General features: G+C 73.4%; 12 protein-coding genes. 4 read left to right on the top strand and 8 right to left on the bottom strand.

The window, feature by feature from the left end; genetic code table 11:
- Positions 1-6 precede the first annotated feature (6 nt).
- A complete protein-coding gene (locus LX83_RS18680; protein WP_253773084.1) occupies positions 7-615 on the bottom strand; it encodes a TetR/AcrR family transcriptional regulator in 609 nt (202 codons plus the stop codon).
- Between the two features lie 22 nt (positions 616-637).
- Between LX83_RS18680 and LX83_RS18675 the strand changes: the two genes are divergently transcribed.
- The 3 genes from LX83_RS18675 (at position 638) to valS (ending at position 6715) form a co-directional block, all read left to right on the top strand.
- Positions 638-1105, top strand: a complete 468-nt coding sequence (locus LX83_RS18675) for an SRPBCC family protein (RefSeq protein ID WP_253773082.1) — start codon at positions 638-640, stop codon at positions 1103-1105.
- A gap of 535 nt (positions 1106-1640) precedes the next feature.
- Positions 1641-3941 (top strand): tetratricopeptide repeat protein, encoded by a 2301-nt coding sequence (locus tag LX83_RS38435; RefSeq protein WP_253773080.1) that lies wholly within the window; start codon positions 1641-1643, stop codon positions 3939-3941.
- A gap of 224 nt (positions 3942-4165) precedes the next feature.
- Positions 4166-6715 carry a valine--tRNA ligase gene (gene valS, locus LX83_RS18665; RefSeq protein ID WP_253773077.1) on the top strand — a complete coding sequence of 850 codons (2550 nt, stop codon included), beginning with the start codon at positions 4166-4168 and terminating at the stop codon, positions 6713-6715.
- Between the two features lie 58 nt (positions 6716-6773).
- Here valS and LX83_RS18660 read toward each other — a convergent pair whose 3' ends face one another.
- From LX83_RS18660 to LX83_RS18650, 3 genes are read right to left on the bottom strand one after another with little or no spacing between them, the layout of a single operon-like run.
- Positions 6774-7796, bottom strand: coding sequence for an alpha/beta fold hydrolase (locus LX83_RS18660; protein WP_253773075.1), 1023 nt, complete (start codon positions 7794-7796; stop codon positions 6774-6776).
- Positions 7793-9154: an amidase gene (locus LX83_RS18655; RefSeq protein WP_253773072.1), complete on the bottom strand. Its 1362-nt coding sequence runs from the start codon at positions 9152-9154 to the stop codon at positions 7793-7795. The genes LX83_RS18660 and LX83_RS18655 overlap by 4 nt, the downstream gene beginning before the upstream one ends.
- Positions 9155-9161: 7 nt before the next feature.
- Positions 9162-10055 (bottom strand): nitrilase family protein, encoded by an 894-nt coding sequence (locus LX83_RS18650; protein ID WP_253773070.1) that lies wholly within the window; start codon positions 10053-10055, stop codon positions 9162-9164.
- A 155-nt stretch (positions 10056-10210) separates the two neighbouring features.
- Between LX83_RS18650 and LX83_RS18645 the strand changes: the two genes are divergently transcribed.
- Positions 10211-11278 (top strand): LacI family DNA-binding transcriptional regulator, encoded by a 1068-nt coding sequence (locus LX83_RS18645; RefSeq protein WP_253773068.1) that lies wholly within the window; start codon positions 10211-10213, stop codon positions 11276-11278.
- Positions 11279-11617: 339 nt separating this feature from the next.
- Here LX83_RS18645 and LX83_RS18640 read toward each other — a convergent pair whose 3' ends face one another.
- From LX83_RS18640 to LX83_RS18625, 4 genes are all read right to left on the bottom strand, one after another.
- Positions 11618-12109, bottom strand: coding sequence for a pyridoxamine 5'-phosphate oxidase family protein (locus LX83_RS18640; protein WP_253773066.1), 492 nt, complete (start codon positions 12107-12109; stop codon positions 11618-11620).
- A 110-nt stretch (positions 12110-12219) separates the two neighbouring features.
- Positions 12220-13140 (bottom strand): SMP-30/gluconolactonase/LRE family protein, encoded by a 921-nt coding sequence (locus tag LX83_RS18635; RefSeq protein WP_253773064.1) that lies wholly within the window; start codon positions 13138-13140, stop codon positions 12220-12222.
- A 112-nt stretch (positions 13141-13252) separates the two neighbouring features.
- Entirely contained in the window at positions 13253-14626 is a 1374-nt protein-coding gene (locus LX83_RS18630; RefSeq protein WP_253773062.1) for a serine hydrolase domain-containing protein, read from the bottom strand.
- 118 nt (positions 14627-14744) lie between these two features.
- Positions 14745-15224: a GbsR/MarR family transcriptional regulator gene (locus LX83_RS18625; protein WP_253773059.1), complete on the bottom strand. Its 480-nt coding sequence runs from the start codon at positions 15222-15224 to the stop codon at positions 14745-14747.
- Between the last annotated feature and the right edge of the window lie 54 nt (positions 15225-15278).

Raw genomic sequence — 15278 nt, 5'->3', positions numbered from 1 at the left:
ACCGGCTCAGTCCGTGATGCCGAGCGTGGCCACGGCGTGGTCGAGCCAGGCGGCCAGGAACCGGTCCGGCGCCAGGTCACCCGGGGTGTGGCCGATCAGCGCGTCCAGGATCGGGTAGTAGGTCAGCGACGCGACCAGCACGCCGGCGGTGGCCTCCGGGTCGGTGACCCGGGTCCGCCCCTGGTCGCGCAGCCCGCTGAGCCAGGCCGCGCACTCCCGGTAGAGGGTGGCCAGCACGCCCTGCCACATCTCCTCGAACAGCTCGGGGAAGCCGGCGAACTCGCGGATCATGATCCGGACCAGGTCGCGCTCGCTGTCCATGACCTCCCAGACCACGCCGGCCAGCAGCCGCAGGGCCGCGCGCGGGTCGTCCGGCACGTCGGTGACCGCGGCGGCGCGCCGGCTCGCCATGAGTTCGAGGTTGCGCCGCACCGCCTGTTCCAGCAGCGCCTTCTTGGACGGGAAGTGCTTGTACAGCGCGCCCGATCCGGGGGCGAGCCCGCACGCCACCTGGATGTCCACCACCGAGGTCGCGTCGTAGCCACGGGTGGAGAAGAGGCGGATGGCCTCGTCGAGGATGCGTCCCCTGGTGACTCCTGGTGTTGTCCTAGCCATAGTAAGAGATTACTTTCTTTCCATGACTCGGGTAACCGTGGAGCAGATCGTGCAGTGCACGCCGGACGAGTTCCTGGCGCTGGTGATGGACGCCGAGCGCTACGCCCTCGTCGACGACAAGCTCGGCCGGATCGACTGGGTGCGCCGCAGCGGTGATGTCACCGACTTCCAGTTCCGTTCCCGCCTGCCGGGCATCCCCGGCCCAGCGCCCAAGGTGGTCTCCCGCATGCGGCTCACCCCGGGGGTGCGGGTTGACGTGCGGTACGCGCCGCTGCCGCACAACCGGTTCGTCCGGCGCGTGTCCACCTTCGCGGCGAGCTTCGTCTGCGAGCCGGTCGCCGGGGGCACGCGGGTGGTCCGGACCATCGAGATCGGCTTCGCCCCGGTCCTGCGCTGGCTGGCCGAACCGCTGCTGCGGCGCGCCCTGCCGGCCGACGTCGAGCGCGAGGTCCTGGGTGCGAAGAACCTGCTGGAGCGGGGGTCGCACTAGCGGCTTGCCTTTGATCAGCACTGAAGTTGTAGCGACAAGCACATTCTCGGGTGACCGGGTCCGGTCGACTCCCCCGCTCCCCTGGTGAACCGGAGCCGGTGCCTTGACCAGCGGGGCGAACCGGGCAATGCGGACGGCTCCGTGAACACCCCACGCGGGCCGGGGTCGCCGCGGGATGATGGCTGGCCGGACACCGGTGCGGTGCCGGGCCCACGGCGCCGGGCCCACGGGACGGCTCCAGCGGCGCCGGCCCGGTGGCAGCGGCCGGGTCAGGCGCTGTTCTCCCCGATCGCCTGGACCGGCCACCTGTCCCGGGCCCGCGCCGCCGCTCCGGCGATCGGTGTCGGTGCTGACCGGTACGCTGCTCGCCGGCCAGGCACCGGCAGGCCGAGCACCGACGGGCCAACTGTGGGACGCCGCCGCGGTCCTCGCCGTCAGCCTGATCCGCTCGTCACGGTCGGCGTGCCCGCGCCGCGCTCCCGGCGAGCAGCCCGCCAGACCCGACCGCCAGCCCACAGCTCACGGGGAGCGCACCGTGCCCGACGTGCCCATGCGACACCGCTGGATCATCGCGCCAGCGGGCGATGCCGGCCTGCCCGGAGTCGATGAACCCAGACTCGACCAGCCCAGACCCGACCAACCCAGATCCGACCAGCCCGAACCCGGCCAGCCCGAACCGCTCGCCGACGTGACCGCGCACGCCCGGTTGCGCGGCCCGTTCACCGCCGCCGGCGCCGTGGTCCGCGCCCTCGTGCCGGACGCCCTGACCCGGCTGCCCGAACTGGTGCGGCGCCACGACATCGAACTGCTCACCGCCGCGCCGGAACTGGCCGACGTGCTGACCGCCAGCCGGTCGAGCCTGGCCGACCAGGAGCCGCTGGACACCCGGACCCGGCAGCGCCCACGCGACTGGGCGGTGCGCGTCGCCCACGGGCTCACCGAGTTCGTCCTCGGGTACCTGACCGCGCTCGACCTCCGCCGCACCCTGGTGGTGCGCGAGGTGGACAGCGCCGAGCAGACCGACGTCGACTGGCTGGCCGTGCTGCTGCGCCGCGCCGACCCGCACCGGCTGCGGGTGCTCGTGCACACCCGCGCCGACACCGTGGCCGCACCGCTGGACGCGGCACTGGCCAGCCACGCCGACCGGGTGGACCACGCCGCCTGGCCGGTCGCCGACGCCGACGCCGAGGACGGCGAGGACTGGGCCGGGGACGACCGGACCGGGGACGACACCGACGACCGCGTCACGGCGCTGGCCCGGTGCTACGTTCACAGCGACGGCCTGAGCGGTGATCCCCGGCACCGCGCCGCCTACCAGGAGCTGCCCGCCGAACAGCGGGCCAGGCTGCACGACGAGCGGGCCGCCGCCCTGATCGCCACGGCCGAGCCGGCGCTGCGCCTCGGCGCCATCCCCCACCACCTGGAGCGGGGCAGCGACCCGACCGGGACCGCGCCCGAGGTGCTGATCGAGGCCATGGCGCACTGCCGGCGGCACGGGCTGTTCCACGCGCTGCTCGACTACTCCCGCCGCTGCGCCGCGCTGCTCGACTGGGACACGCACCCCCGGGAGTGCTGGCAGACCCTCCAGGGCATGACCGAGGCGTTGCGCGCGCTGGGCCGCGCCGAGGAGTCCCGGCAGCTGTGGGAGCGCGCCTGCGCCCGGTCCACCCTGCCGGTCCTGCACCTGCGCGCAGCCTGCGAGCGGGCCGTGCAGCACGCCCGGACCGACCCGGAGGCGGCCAGGGCGTGGGCGAACACCGCGATCGTGCTGTCCGGCCTGAGCGGTGACCCGGCCACGGCGGCGTTCGACCGGACGTGCGCCGAAACCGCCATGGCCCTGGTGGAGGCGCACCTCGGGGAGGTGGACGCGGCCCTGCGCCGGATCGACCGGGCGCTCGACCACCTGGCCGCCTCGGCCGAGCCGGACACCCTGGTCGCGCCCGCTGCGGTGCTCCGCGAGCACCGGGCCCGGCTGCTGGCGAGCGCCGGCCGCACCGACGAGGCGATCACCGAGTACACCGCGCTGCTGGCGGTCGACCCCAACCACGCCGACCACCACCTCAACCGGGGCGAGCTGCACTGGCGGCAGGGCCGCACCGCCGAGGCCGTCGCCGACTTCGCCGCGGCCGGCCAGACCAGCCCGCCCCACCCGGAACCGCACCACCGCCGGGGCCTGGTGCTGTTGGACAGCGGCCGGCTCACCGAGGCGGTCACCGACTTCGACCGGGTGCTCGACCTCGACCCGGACTTCCTGGACGCCCACGTGCACCGGGCCTCGGCCCGCTACCAGCTCGGCGACCCGGCCGGGGCGGCCGAGGACATCGCCGCCGGCCTGGCCAGGCACCCCGACCACGCGCACCTGCTGTGCCTGCGCGGTCTGCTCGCCCAGGACGCGGGCGACCTCGACGGCGCCCGCGCGGACTTCACCCTGGCCCTGCGGCACGACGACGGGTTGGCCGACGCCTGGGCCAGCCTGGGTGTGCTCGCCTTCGAGCAGGGCGAGGTCGAGGAGTCGCTCGACCACTTCGACCGGGCGCTGGAGTTGGCCGACGCGCCGTCGGTGCGGGCGCACCGCGCGTTCGCCCGGCACCGGGCCGGCCGGTGCGCCGAGGCCACAGTGGACTGCACGGTGGCGTTGACCATGGTGGCCGACGAGGACAGGACCGAACGGGCCGACCTGTTGCTGCGCCGCGCCGCCTGCCGGTTACACGCGGGCGACCGGGCCGGCGCCGAGACCGATCTGGCCGACGCGCTGAGCCTGGCCCCCGGCATCGCCGTCGCCGACCCCGACCTGGTCGGACTGACCACTGTGGAGGGTGTGCTGGCCACCCCGTGAGCCGGGGCCGCGCCGAGCGGGTCCGGGTCGGACCGTTCCGGGTTGGGTGGCAAATCCCAGGTGGGCGGCGAGGCCGGACGGTTACCCTTGGCTGGCTGCCGCGGCGCGCGACAGGGTGTCCGGTGCCGCGTGAGCGGCGGTGTGGCTGGAGCCGCACGAGCGGCGGTGTGACTGGAGCCGTCGCGAGCGCGGCGGGACGACTACCGAGTGGGGTGGCAGGAACCGTGTCCGAGACCGCGGCGAACGTGCCGGCGCGGCCGTCGCTGGATGGCTTGGAGAACAAGTGGTCAGCGCGGTGGGAACAGGACGGTGTGTACCGCTTCGACCCGCCGGGCGACCGGGAGCGGGTGTTCTCCATCGACACGCCGCCGCCGACGGTCAGCGGCTCGCTGCACGTCGGCCACGTGTTCAGCTACACCCACACCGACATCGTGGCCCGCTACCAGCGGATGCGCGGCAAGCACGTGTTCTACCCGATGGGCTGGGACGACAACGGCCTGCCCACCGAGCGCCGGGTGCAGAACTACTACGGGGTGCGCTGTGAGCCGGCGCTGCCCTACGACCCGGACTTCCAGCCGCCCGAGCCGGTGGTGAAGAAGGGCCAGCGCCCGGTCCAGGACGTGTCCCGGCGCAACTTCGTCGAGCTGTGCAACCGGCTGACCGCCGAGGACGAGCGGGTGTTCGAGGAGCTGTGGCGCCACCTCGGGCTGTCCGTGGACTGGTCGCGCACCTACACCACCATCGGCCCGCGCGCCCAGCGCGTCTCCCAGCTGGCGTTCCTGCGGCTGGTCGAGCGCGGCCAGGCCTACCAGGCGCAGGCCCCCACGCTGTGGGACGTGAGCTTCCGCACGGCCGTGGCCCAGGCCGAGCTGGAGGACCGGGACCACGCCGGCGCCTGGCACCGCATCGCCTTCCACACCGGTGACGGCCAGCGGGTGCACATCGAGACCACCCGGCCCGAACTGCTGCCGGCGTGCGTGGCACTGCTCGCGCACCCCGACGACGAGCGCTACCAGCCGCTGTTCGGCCACACCGTGCGCTCTCCCCTGTTCGAGGTCGAGGTGCCGGTGCTGGCGCACCCGGCCGTGGAGCCGGACAAGGGCGCGGGCATCGCCATGTGCTGCACGTTCGGCGACGTGGTCGACATCCAGTGGTGGCGGGAACTCAAGCTGCCCACCCGCGCGGTCATCGGCCGCGACGGCCGGCTGCTGCCCGAGCCGCCGGACGGGGTGACCTCGCCGGCCGGCCGGGCCGCCTACGCGCGACTGGCCGGGGCCACCGCGCACACCGCGCGGGAGCGCGTGGTGGCGATGCTGCGCGAGTCCGGTGACCTGGACGGCGAACCGCGCCGGACCGTGCGCCCGGTCAAGTTCTACGAGAAGGGCGACAAGCCGCTGGAGATCGTCACCAGCCGGCAGTGGTTCATCCGCACCCTGGACCAGCAGGACGCGCTGCTGGCCAGGGGCGCGGAACTGACCTGGCACCCCGGGCACATGAAGGCCCGCTACGACGACTGGGTGCGCGGGCTGAACACCGACTGGCTGGTGTCCAGGCAGCGCTTCTACGGTGTGCCGTTCCCGCTGTGGTACCCGTTGGACCAGGCCGGTGAGCCCGACTACGACCGGCCGATCTTCGCCGCCGAGGACGCGCTGCCGGTGGATCCCACCTCGGACACCCCGCCCGGCTACACCGAGGCGCAGCGGGGCGTGCCCGGCGGGTTCGTCGGCGAGCCGGACGTGCTGGACACCTGGGCGACCTCGTCGCTGAGCCCGCAGCTGGCCTGCGGGTGGGAGCGGGATCCCGAGCTGTTCGCGCAGACCTTCCCGATGGACCTGCGGCCCCAGGGTCACGACATCATCCGCACCTGGCTGTTCTCCACCGTGCTGCGCGCCCACCTGGAGAACGGTGCGCTGCCGTGGCGGCACGCCGCGCTGTCCGGGTGGATCCTCGACCCGGATCGCAAGAAGATGTCCAAGTCCAAGGGCAACGTGGTCACGCCGATGGACCTGCTGGTGGAGTACGGCTCGGACGCGGTCCGCTACTGGGCGGCCAGCGGCCGGCCGGGCACGGACACCGCGTTCGAGGTCGGCCAGATGAAGATCGGCCGGCGGCTGGCCACGAAACTGCTCAACGCCAGCAAGTTCGTGCTGTCCTTCCCGGAGCCGACCGGCACCGCCGCCATCACCGAGCCGCTGGACCGGGCGATGATCGCCGGCCTGGCCGAGGTGGTCGAGCAGGCCACGGCCGCGCTGGACGACCTGGAGTACACCACCGCGCTGGAGCGCACCGAGCGGTTCTTCTGGACGTTCTGCGACGACTACCTGGAGCTGGTCAAGGGCCGCGCCTACGGCCAGGACGGCGAGTCCGGCGCGGACTCGGCCCGCCTTGCCCTGCGCACCGCGCTGTCCGTGCTCGTCCGGCTGTTCGCCCCGGTGCTGCCGTACGTCACCGAGGAGGTGTGGTCGTGGTGGCACACCGGGTCCGTCCACAGTGCACCGTGGCCGCGCGCCGACGAGCTGGCCGTGCCCTCGGCACGGGCCGACCACGCGCTGCTGCCGCTGGCCGCCACGCTGATCGGCGCGGTGCGCAAGGCCAAGTCCGAGGCCAAGGTGTCCATGCGGGCCGAACTGGCCGCCGTGCACGTGGTGGGCCCGGACGACACGCTGCGGCTGGCCAGGCAGTTGCGCGGCGACCTGCGGGCCGCGGCCAACGCGGCGGACGTGGTGTTCGGGGACGCCCCGGCCGACGAACTCGCCGTCACCGCGCGGTTCTGACCACCATCCACTCTGGACGGCAGCCCGGGGCTGGACCAGCCCAGCCCCGGGCCGGGGCTCAGTCCACCGGGGTGGCCAGCAGTTCGCGCAGGGTGTCGTCGATGACCGCGACATCGGCGGGGTTGATGCCCCGGCCGGCCAGGTGGCCCCAGATCCCCGGGATCACCCGCACCTCGGCGCCTCGGATGTGCGTGGCCGCCCACTGCTCGTCCTCGGGCGGGAAGTACAGGTCCTTCTCCGCGGGCATGCTGATCAGCCGGGCCCGGATCGCGCCGAGGGCCCTGGTCAGGTCGCCGCCGAAGGCCGGCGTGGCGGCCGGGTCGGAGTGCTGGCCGGTCGACAGCATGGCGATCAGGTCGTTGGCGTCCCGGCCGAGGAAGTTCTGCTCCCAGAAGCCGGTGAGGAACTCGCCCAGCGAGTCGAACCCCAGGTCGCGGTAGCGCTCCTGCCAGTAGAACGCCTGGGAGAAACCCCAGGCGGCGTAGCCGCGACCGAACGCGCGCAGCCCGGTCTCGGGTGGCGTGTCGTAGTCACCGCCCCGCCAGGCCGCGTCCGCGGTGAGCGCGGCCTTGACTCCCTCGAAGAACAGGAACGCGTGCTGCGACACCCGGGGCGCGCCGCAGAACGGCAGGGCCCGCTCGACCATGTCGGGGTAGCTGATCGCCCACTGGTAGGTCTGCGAGGCGGCCATCGACCAGCCGGTGACCAGGCACAGCCGTTCGATGCCGAAGTGCTCGGTGACCAGGCGGTGCTGGGCGCGCACGTTGTCCGCGAAGCTCACCCGGGGAAAGCGCGCCCGGTCGTGCGGGGCCGGCGTGTTCGACGGCGAGGAGGACAGGCCGTTGCCGAACAGGTTGGGCACGATGATGAAGTACCTGTCCGGGTCCAGTGCCCGGCCCTGCCCGATCAGCCACTCGTTGTCGGGGTGCTGGTCGGCGAACGCGGTCGGGTAGACGATCGCGTTGGACTTCGCCGCGTTGAGCGTGCCGTAGGTCTGGTAGGCCAGTCGCGCCGGCGCCAGGGTGTCGCCGGAGTCGAGCGGGAAGTCGGCGATCTCGAACACCTGGTGGGAGTCGGTCACCTGGTCTGCCTTTCTGTGCTGGTGCCGGACGGCGGGGCGCTCGGCCGGCGGAGTTGGTCGGCCACCGCGCACACCAGGTCCTCCTGGCCGGGGCGGGCGACGAGTTGCAGGCCCACCGGCAGGCCGGCGAGCTGACCGGCCGGCACGCTCACCGCGGGCAGGCCCAGCACGTTCCAGACACTGGTCAACGACAGCAGCGCGGCGCGAACGCCTCTGGTGGTCCCGTTGATCTCGACCTGCCGGGCGCCGAGCGGCTGGGTGGTGACCGGGGTGGTGGGCAGCGCCAGCAGGTCGTGGCCACCGAACAGCCGGTCGACCTCGGCGCGCTGGCGGTCCCGGTCGGCCAGCGCCCGCACGTACTGCCAGCCCAGGACGTTCTCGGCCGCGCGCAGCCGGTCCAGCACCTCGGGCTGGAACAGCTCGGGGTGCTCGGCCACCCGGTCCGCGTGCACGGCGAACACCTCGCTGTTCTGGATGGTCGCGAACAGTTCGCGCAGGTGGGTGGCGGTGGCCTCGGGGAACTCGGCCGGCCCCAGCACCACATCGGGGCCGGCCACCGCGGCCCTGGCCAGGTCGGCGACGGCGGGGTCGGTGTCGAACAGCGCGTCGGGCCGCACCCACCCCACCCGCACCGGCCGGTGGGTGCTGGCGGTCGGGGCGGGCCGGCCGGCCAGCACGTGGTGGACCAGCGCGCAGTCCGCCGCGCTGTTGGCGAGCACGCCCACGTGGTCGAGGGTGGTGGACAGCGGGAACACGCCGGCCGTGGGAACCGTGCCGTACCCGGGTTTCAGGCCGACCACCCCGCACAGCGCGGCCGGGATGCGCACCGACCCGCCGGTGTCGGTGCCCAGGGCCAGCGGCACCAGCCCGGCGGCCACGGCGACCGCGCTGCCGCCGCTGGACCCGCCGGACATCCTGGTGACGTCGTGCGGGTTGCGGGACGGCCCGGTGGCCGAGACATCACCGGTGGGCCCGTAGGCGAACTCGTGCGTGGTGGTGGTGCCCACGACGACCGCGCCGGCCGCGCGCAGCCGCGCGACGCACTCGGCGTCCTGAGTGGACACCTGGGTGGCGAAGTGCGCCGAGCCCAGGGTGTGCGGCAGGCCGCGCACCGCGATCATGTCCTTGACCGCCACAGGAATCCCGTGCAGCGGGCCGCGGACGTGGCCGGCGGCCCGCTCGGCGTCCGCCTGCCTGGCCGCGGCCAGCGCGCCCTCGGCGTCCACCGTCACGAACGCGTTGAGCACGGGGTCGCACTCGTCGATCGCGGCCAGCGCCCGCTCGACCATGTCCACAGCGGACAGTCCGGCGGCGCGCAGGTCGGCGGTGGTGCGGTCGCGGAAGGATCCGTGGTTCACGCCTGCCTCACCGGGGGTAGGCCTGGCCCAGCCGGTAGCCGAGCATGCTGTCGTAGAGGTCGGTGCGCCGGTCCCGGACCAGGTCGTTGTGCCGGCTCCAGATCGGCGCGCTCCTGGCCGCCGCCAGGTCGATGTCCGCGGTCAGCACGGTCTCCTCGTCCGGCCCGGCCACCCGGCCCAGTGGCCAGCCGTTGGTGCCGGTGATCAGCGAGCAGCCCAGGTACCGGGTGTCCCGCTCGGCGCCGGTCCGGTTGGCCGCCGCGATGAACACGTTGTTGACGTGCGCGGCGCCCATGGTCAGGTAGGCCGCCATGCACAGCCCGGACTGGTCGAACAGGGGTGGCGGGGTCCACGTCCAGTTGCTGGGGGCGCAGATGATGTCCGCGCCCTGGGCGGCGAGCAGCCGGGGCACCTCGGGGAACCAGATGTCCCAGCAGATCAGCATCCCGATCCGGCCGATGGTGGTGTCGAACACGGGGAAGCCCACATCACCGGGGGTGAACCAGAGCTTTTCCCGGTCCCACAGGTGGGCCTTGCGGTAGCGGCCGACGTAGCCGTCCGGGCCGACCAGCACGGCCGTGTTGTAGAGGCGGACGCCGTCCCGCTCGACCAGGCCGCCGGCCAGGTGCACGCCGTGCCGGCGGGCGAAGTCCGCCCAGGCGGTCACGGTGGGGCCGTCGGGCACGGGTTCGGCGTGCGCGTAGGCCTCGGCGCGGTCGGTGAACGCGAACCCGGTGGTGGCCAGTTCCGGCAGCACCACCAGGGTGGCGCCGTCGGCCACGGCCGCGCCGGCCAGCCGCAGCGCGTGCTCGGCGTTGCGCTCCCGGTTGGCCAGCCCGACCTGTGGCCCGAACTGCACCACGGCCACCCGCACCGGACTGGCTGGCTGCTCGTCCGCCACCGCGCTCCTCCTTCACAAACATCGACCCAAACGATTGGGCCAAACGATTGGGCTATCGTGGTTCGTCGAGTCCGGCACTGTCAAGCGCTGGTGCGCGACAATCCCGCGCTGGGGCTCGCACCGTGCGGGTTCGGTGAGTGAGGAGGCACGGTCTGATGGCGAACAGGCGGCGGCCGGTCACCCTGCGGGCAATCGCCGACCAGCTCGGACTGGACGTGTCCACGGTGTCCAGGGTGCTCAACGGCGCGGCCGGCGACCGCGCCAGGGCCGCGTCCGGCGCGACCGCGCAGCGCATCCGCGACCTGGCCACCGAACTCGGCTACCGGCCCAACCCGCACGCCACCAGCCTGCGCACCCAGCGCAGCAACCTGATCGGCGTGCTCGTCCCCCGGCTGTCCGACCTGGTGCTGGCCACCATCTACGAGGGCATCGAGGAGGCCGCCAGCCAGCACGGCCTGTCCACGTTCGTCACCAACACCCGCGACGAGCCGGACAAGCAACGCGACCGCACCGAGATGATGCTGGCCCGCCGGGTCGACGGCCTGATCTTCGGCGACGCGCACGCCGACGCGGTGCTGCTGGACGAGCTGGCCGCCCAAGGCGTCAGGTTCGTGCTGGTCAGCCGGTGGGCCGGCAGCCACCCCTCGGTCACCTGCGACGACTACCAGGGCGGCCGGCTGGCCGCCGAACACCTGCTGGACCGCGGCCACGAGCGCGTGGCGGTGATCGCGGGCGAGCCGCACGCCAGCACCGGGCTCGACCGCACCGCCGGGTTCGTGGACCGCTACCGCGAGGCGGGCGTGCCCCTGCCCGAGCACCGGGTGGTGCGCTCCCGCTTCGACACCGCCGGCGGCCGGCAGGCGGCCGAACTGCTGCTCGACCAGGCCGAGCGCCCGTCGGCGATCTTCGCGGTCAACGACTTCGCCGCCATCGGCGCGGCCGGCGCCGCCCGGGACCACGGCCTGCGGCTGGGCGAGGACCTGGCCCTGGTCGGCTTCAACGACACCCCGTTGGCGGCCGAACTGCCGATCCCGCTGACGTCGGTGCGCTCCCCCATGCGCGAGATGGGGCGGCGGGCGGTGGACCTGCTGGCGCGGGTGTTGGCCGGGCAGCGGGTGGAGTCCGAACGGCTGACCCCCACCCTGGTCGCCCGTGCCTCGACGCTGGGCAGCACCGGCGCCGGTGACAGCCACGACGACGACGGCGGCGGCAACGCCGGGTAGCGGTGCGAAGCGGCGCCCCCAGCGCGGTTCCCGGCCCAGCGGCAGGCCCGCGCTTCACCCGGCCGCTCAGATGGCGGGCGGGATTCCCCGCCTGTCCGCCGGGCCGCGCAGTTCCCGTCCGCCGCCGACGACCAGCCGGGGTACGTGCTGCGACGGTCCGGTGTGGACGGTGGCAACCGCGCCGTCCCCGCCGACAGGATCGGCCAGGACCGCGCGCTCCATGCGCTGTGCTGGCACTGGCTCTCGACGGCGTGGCCAGGGTGGTCCTGGCCTGGCCGTGGTCACCAACACCCGCTGGAGATCGACACCACCGCCGACCTCCAGCGGGCCGCCGGTCGGTCAGGTGCGGGTGTGGCGGCGCACCCCCTGGCCAGGGCGCCACACTTCGATGATCATGGTCGAGCCGTCGATGCTGGTCAGCACGACCTCGTCGATGTCGAGGCGGAAGAAGTGGGAGTCGGGGAACGCGTCCGGGCTGGCGCCGCGCGCGGTGAGCAGCGGGACGATCTCGGCGCGGTCGGCGACCTCGATCGCGGACCCGGACACCTTGGCGTCACCCGGGCTGGCCTCTGGCCCGTCCCCCAGGTCGATCGCGGGTGTGCTGTGCAGCGCGAACCGCGGGTCGCGCAGCAGGTCCCGCGCCTTCATGGCGCGGGGCATCGACCCGAACCACAGGTCGTCGCCGACGAAGTCGGCCTCGATGCCGCTCAGCCGCGGCGAGCCGTCCGCGCGCAAGGTCGCGAGGATCTTGTACGTGTGCGCCTCGAACGCCTTGCGGACACGTGCGGCGAACTCCGGCGCCGACTCGGCGACCGCACTCCACTTGGCCATGCACCCTCCCGAACTGAGAACTGCTACCCGCCGAGCGAGACCTTGCCACAGGGGTACGACAGAACGGGCTCGCCCGGTGGGTGGACGGGTTCGGCGCGGGGCCGCGGTGGTCAGCGGCGCGGGTAGCGGGCGCCGGCGAAGTTGACCCGGATCGAGTACAGCGACCTGGTGGCCGTGATGAACAGGGTGTTGCCCTGACCGCCGCCGAAGGTGAGGTTGGCCGCGGTCTCCGGCAGGTGCAGCTTGCCGAGCAGGCTGCCGTCCGGGTGCAGGCAGTGCAGGCCGTCGCCGGCCGCCACCCACAGCCGGCCGGAGTCGTCCACCCGCAGCCCGTCGAACGTGCCCTGGGTGCAGGTGGCGATCACGTCCCCGCCGGTGAGCGTGCCGTCCGCGGCCACGTCGAACAGCCGGATGTGCTTGGCCTCGCTGTCGGACACGTAGAGCTGGGTCTCGTCGGCGGTGAAGGCCAGGCCGTTGGGCTGGAGGAAGTCGGTGGCCACGGCCCGGACCTCGCCGCTGACCGGGTCGATCCGGTACACCTGCCTGGCGCCGATCTCGCTGACCGCCTGGTGGCCCTCGTAGTCGCTCTCGATGCCGTAGGTGGGGTCGGTGAACCAGATCGACCCGTCCGAGCAGCGCTCCACCACGTCGTTGGGGCTGTTGAGCCGGTGGCCCTGCCAGTTGTCGGCGAGCACGGTGACCGAGCCGTCGTGCTCGGTGCGGGTGACCCGGCGGTTGCCGTGCTCGCAGCTGATCAGCCGCCCCTGGCAGTCCCTGGTGTGCCCGTTGGGAAAGCCGGCGTTCTGCTGGAACACCCCGACCACGCCGGTGGTCTCGTCCCAGCGCAGCAGCCGGTCGTTGGGGATGTCGCTGAACAGCAGGTACCGGCCGGCGGGGAAGTACACCGGCCCCTCGGTCCACCGGGACCCGGTGTGCAGCCGTTCGATCCAGCTGTCGCCGCGCACCCCGCGCAGCCTGCCGTCCAGAACCTCGAACCGCACCTTGATCCCGTCGCCACCGTCGTCGGCCACCAGAACTCCTCCGCGCGATCTGTTCGACTGCTTCTCGCGAAGCTAGCAGGAGCGGTGATCACGTGGCCGGTCCGCGGACGGCAAGGCACCAATCGGGCTACACGCGGCGCGTTCAGGCGGTCTTGGGCGTCGCGCGCATTCCAATGTAGACACACGGTGTGCCGTTGCTGAGGCTGGCGAACACCACCGGCACGGCCTGCGGGCCGAAGGAACCGCCGCAGGCGGCGAACACCGCGTCGGACACCGGGATCAGGTCGGCCTCCAGCGGCGGGGAGAAGTCCCGCATGCCGTCGACGAACTCGTACCGGACGCGGGTGCCGCCGTCCTCGCCGCGGAAGACCGTGGTCACCACGCCCTCGCGCAGGTAGGTGCCCAGCAGCGGGGTGACGTCCACGGCCGGCGGGCTCGCCGGCGGACCGAACGGCGCGGGCATCCGCACCCCGGCCAGCTCGCCCAGCAGCTCGCTGAACAGGTCGTGGTAGAGCCCGTTGACGCCGCCGCCGTTGGTCAGCAGCACCACGGCCACGCCGGCGTGCGGCACGACCCGCAGGAACGAGTGCTGGGCCACGGCGCTGCCGTCGTGGCCGAAGCCGGGCACGCCGGCCCAGTCGTAGAGGGTCCAGCCCAGGCCCCAGCCGTCGGCGGACACGGTCCACTTGTCCGGGCTGTCCACCACGCGGCGCCGCATCGCGGCCACGGCCTGCTCGGACAGCAGCCGGGTGCCGTCCGGCGCGACCCCGCCGTCCAGGTGCATCCTGGCCAGCCGGGCGACGTCGCCGGCGGAGGTGATGACCCGCCCGTACGGGCCGGCCGAGCGCGGCATCAGGTCCCAGGCGGGCGCGGGTTCCGGGTCCTGGCCGGGTCCGCCCAGGTGGCTCATGGCGACCCGGAACCGCAGCGCCTGCTCGGGCAGGGTCACCGAGTGGGTCAGGCCGAGCGGGGTGAACAGCATGTCCCGCACCGCCTGGTCCCAGGTCCCGCCGGTGACGACCTCGATCACCCGGCCCAGCACGGCGTAGCCGACGCTGCTGTAGGACAGGGCGGTGCCTGGCGGGCAGTCCAGTGCCACCTCGGCCGCGGCCCGCACGTACCGGGCGAGGCAGTCGTCGCCGCGCCCGGAGTCGTAGGTGAAGTCGCAGGTCAGCCCGCTGGTGTGGCTGAGCAGCTGGCGGATGGTGATCGTCCTGGTGGCCGCCGGGTCGGGGGTGCCGAACTCCGGCAGCACGTCGGCGACGCGCGTGTCCAGGTCGAGCAGGCCCTGGTCGACCAGTTGCAGCACCACGGTCGCGGTGTAGACCTTGGCGAGCGAGCCGGACAGGAACAGCGAGTCGGTGGTGGCCGCCACGCCGGTGCCCCGGTGCAGCACCCCGCTGGCCAGTTCGTGGATCTCGCCGTCGACCAGCACGGCCAAACTGGCGCCGGGAACGTGGTGGGCGGCGCGCAGGGTGTCCAGGCGGTGCTGCCAGTGGGCGCTGTCGAAACGCACGGTGTCTCCATCTTCCGGGCCCTGATCGGGCTCTTCCCGGTGTTTTCGGGTGTTTTCGGGCAGGTGTCAGCCACCCGGCGGCTGCGGCCGTCGAGTCAGGTGCGGGATGTGGGTGGGGTCAGCGCTGGCCGGTGCGCAGGGCGTCCTGCCGGGCGCGCCACTCGGCGGCCAGCGCGGGCATCCGCTCGGCGAGGAACGCGGCGAACTCGGCCAGTTCGGCCAGGCGGGCCCGGCGTTCGGCGGACTCACCGCTCATCGCGTCCAGCCCGCGCCGGGCCAGCTCGCCCAGGGCGGTGTGCTCGGCCGTGTTGTCGACCAGCCGCAGCCAGACGTCCGGGTCGAGCCAGACGCGGTCGACCCGCTCGCCGGCCGCGCGCGACCTGCGCACCCAGGACCAGTCCTCCAGGGTGCTGATCGCGGTGGTCACGGCGGTGCGGCTGGCCCGGAGAGCCTCGCTCAGCTCGCCGATGGTCTGCTGCGCCGGCTCGCACAGCAGCAGCCAGCCGATCACCCGTCCGGTCATGGGGGGCAGACCGTACTGCCGCGCGAACAGGCGGCCGGCGTCGTCGGCGAAGGCGAGTTCCCAGTCGGTGGCCATGCACAGAGACTAACCACATGACTGAGATGACGCAAATTTGCGTCATCTCAGTCA

This window comes from Goodfellowiella coeruleoviolacea (assembly GCF_024171785.1).
Lineage (GTDB): Bacteria > Actinomycetota > Actinomycetes > Mycobacteriales > Pseudonocardiaceae > Goodfellowiella > Goodfellowiella coeruleoviolacea.
This window is presented reverse-complemented; position numbering and strand designations above follow the sequence as displayed.

Bases quoted from the DNA above. Each gene is read 5' to 3' on its own strand.
- LX83_RS18645 (WP_253773068.1), top strand. From the start codon at position 10,211: ATGGCGAACAGGCGGCGGCCGGTCACCCTGCGGGCAATCGCCGACCAG.
- LX83_RS18640 (WP_253773066.1), bottom strand. From the start codon at position 12,109: ATGGCCAAGTGGAGTGCGGTCGCCGAGTCGGCGCCGGAGTTCGCCGCA.
- LX83_RS18625 (WP_253773059.1), bottom strand. From the start codon at position 15,224: ATGGCCACCGACTGGGAACTCGCCTTCGCCGACGACGCCGGCCGCCTG.
- LX83_RS18675 (WP_253773082.1), top strand. From the start codon at position 638: ATGACTCGGGTAACCGTGGAGCAGATCGTGCAGTGCACGCCGGACGAG.
- LX83_RS18680 (WP_253773084.1), bottom strand. From the start codon at position 615: ATGGCTAGGACAACACCAGGAGTCACCAGGGGACGCATCCTCGACGAG.